This window comes from Microbulbifer okhotskensis (assembly GCF_023895975.1).
GTDB classification, from domain to species: domain Bacteria; phylum Pseudomonadota; class Gammaproteobacteria; order Pseudomonadales; family Cellvibrionaceae; genus Microbulbifer; species Microbulbifer okhotskensis.
In genome coordinates this window covers 1-2379 of sequence record NZ_JALBWM010000240.1, presented here as the reverse complement: position 1 = coordinate 2379, position 2379 = coordinate 1, and the positions used below count along the sequence as shown (strand labels likewise).

Below are 2379 nucleotides of genomic sequence, written 5' to 3'. Positions count from 1 at the left end.
CAGCTGGCCCCCTTTGCTATCGCCAAGTGTGTCGGTCATTGTGGGAATCTAGGGTATTCCCATCAGTGATCAGTAAATAATTTTCGCTCTCAGCAATATACTTACCGCTTAATAAAAGTCGATATCACTGCTATCACCGCCATTAAGTTCATCGCCCCAAGTCACGACAGACTTGTCGTCTTTTAACACCACGAAGGCTCCATCACCCCGGCGAGGAATGAAAATTGTATGATCCTCCATCAGTGCAAAAACCGTCAACACACCACTCGCCAGTTGGTCACTAACACTACTGCTATCAGTACTACTCCGCCCCCAGGTAATTAAAGATCCACTAGTCGTTAAAGCTGCAAAACCCTCAGCAAGGGAGTAGACCGCTTCTACATTGCCAGTCAACTCAGATTCAACTTCGCTACTATCACCACCATAGTCAGCGTGACCCCAAGTGACAACAGAGCCATCGGATTTAACAGCAGCAAAAGCACGGCTAGCTGGAGTAATTGTATCTACACCGCCCACAAGCTGACCACTCACAGCGCTACTATCACCACCGTAATTGGCACTACCCCAGGTGACGACTGAACCATCAGATTCCAGGGATGCAAAAGCCTCTAAACTTGTAAAGACCTCCACAACATCGCTGGAAATTTCTGCGCTATCCACCCCTCCCCAAGCCACAACAGACCCATCTGACTTGAGTGCGGCAAAAGAGCCTTTTGTTGAAAAAACAGTCTCTACATCACTGGAGATTTCCGCGTTCACCGCACTACTATCCGTCTTTCCCCAAGTCACAACAGACCCATCTAACTTAAGTGCGGCAAAAGCAAACCATGATGAAAAAACAGTCATCACCTCACTGGAGATTTCCGCGCTCACCGCACTGCTATCTCCACCGAACCAGCTATGCCCCCAGGTTACTAGCGAGCCATCCGATTTTCGCGCGACAAAAGCCTCTTTAGTTGCATAAACTTCCTCAACTTCACTGGCTAACTGAGCACTAACATCACTACTATCACCTCCCTGTGAGCTGTCCCCCCAAGTCACAATGGAACCATCAGACTTCAATGCAGAAAATGCCCTTTTGTTTGGATAAATATTAACGACATTATCCTCCAGGCGTGTACTCACGGAGCTACTGTTTCCACCATAATCTGGCTCTCCCCAAACAATAACAGAACCATCGGACTTTAATGCTGCAAAAGCACCCTCTGTAGCAAAAATCTCTACTACATCACCAGTTAAATTGGCACTCACATCACTAAATTTAACACCAATGCCCCAAAAATTATCATTAGGCCATGACACAACCGAGCCATTATTTTTTAATGCTGCAAATTTAAATGATGTGGCGAAAATCTCACGCACATAGACAAGATGCTCAATGTCCGTTTCTGCAGTTTCACCATCAAAGGAGGCAGTCAGAGTCGCCGAGCCACTCTCCAGGGCGGTGATAAGACCGGCCTCTACGGTTGCCAACCTGGTATCACTGATCGACCACTCGGCCTCTTCGGTGACATCTTTTGACATATCATCGTTATAGTGGGCGGTGAGATAATATTGATCAAAGTTAGAGGTATCTCTACTCACCTCCAAGCTTTCAATAAGGAGAGGTAACTCAATATATTCCTCTGCGCTCATTCCTTCATATGTGGCACTTAAGGTGAGTGAACCAACTTTCCGTGGTGTGAGCAATCCGGCATCAATGGTGGCCAGGCTGGTGTCACTCACAGACCAGTCCGCATCCCCAGTAACATCCGTAGAAGAGTCGTCACTGTAATAGGCAGTTAAAAAATACTGGTATTCATTCGAACTATCTTGTTCCAGCCCAACGCTTTCAAGCGTAACGATATCCGTCCCACCACTACCACTGCCGTCACCGCTCCCACTGTTGCCGTTATTACTACTACCCCCTCCACCACAGGCACTGAGCAGGCCAATGGTGAGCGTTAATATCCCGAAACGTAAAATGTGTAAAAGGTGCAGACGCCAAGACTGATATTGGCCTGTAATTCCATTCATATAAACCCCCTCCAGTAAAGGCAGCCATGATAAGAAGTTAAACGCCACATAACAATCCAAATAGCGCTCAATATGCAAATATTTCAGCCAAACCTGATTATATAGATACCATAAGAAATCAACCTTTGAATGGATACAGCCCCTTCTTGTTATTTAATAAAAAACGAATAAAAAATATTTAACAACACCAGCACCAACTATTATTGCCCATCACTTAAAATCCAGAAAAACCCCTATTTATAATGGTGACAGATAGCGCCCTTTTCCATCGACTTATGGACCCCCACCTACATTAGGATTGGCTCTCTGGGAGTTATTGTCAATTCTGGTGTTCAACAGGCCTGATCAAGCAGCGCTCTGGTC

1 protein-coding gene is annotated in these 2379 nt (G+C 46.0%); it reads right to left on the bottom strand.

Annotated elements, in window-relative coordinates:
* Positions 1-108: 108 nt before the first annotated feature.
* On the bottom strand, positions 109-2016 hold the full coding sequence (locus tag MO867_RS21605) for an RCC1 domain-containing protein (protein ID WP_252472998.1): 1908 nt from the start codon (positions 2014-2016) through the stop codon (positions 109-111).
* Positions 2017-2379 lie beyond the last annotated feature (363 nt).

Bases quoted from the DNA above. Each gene is read 5' to 3' on its own strand.
- MO867_RS21605 (WP_252472998.1), bottom strand. From the start codon at position 2,016: ATGAATGGAATTACAGGCCAATATCAGTCTTGGCGTCTGCACCTTTTA.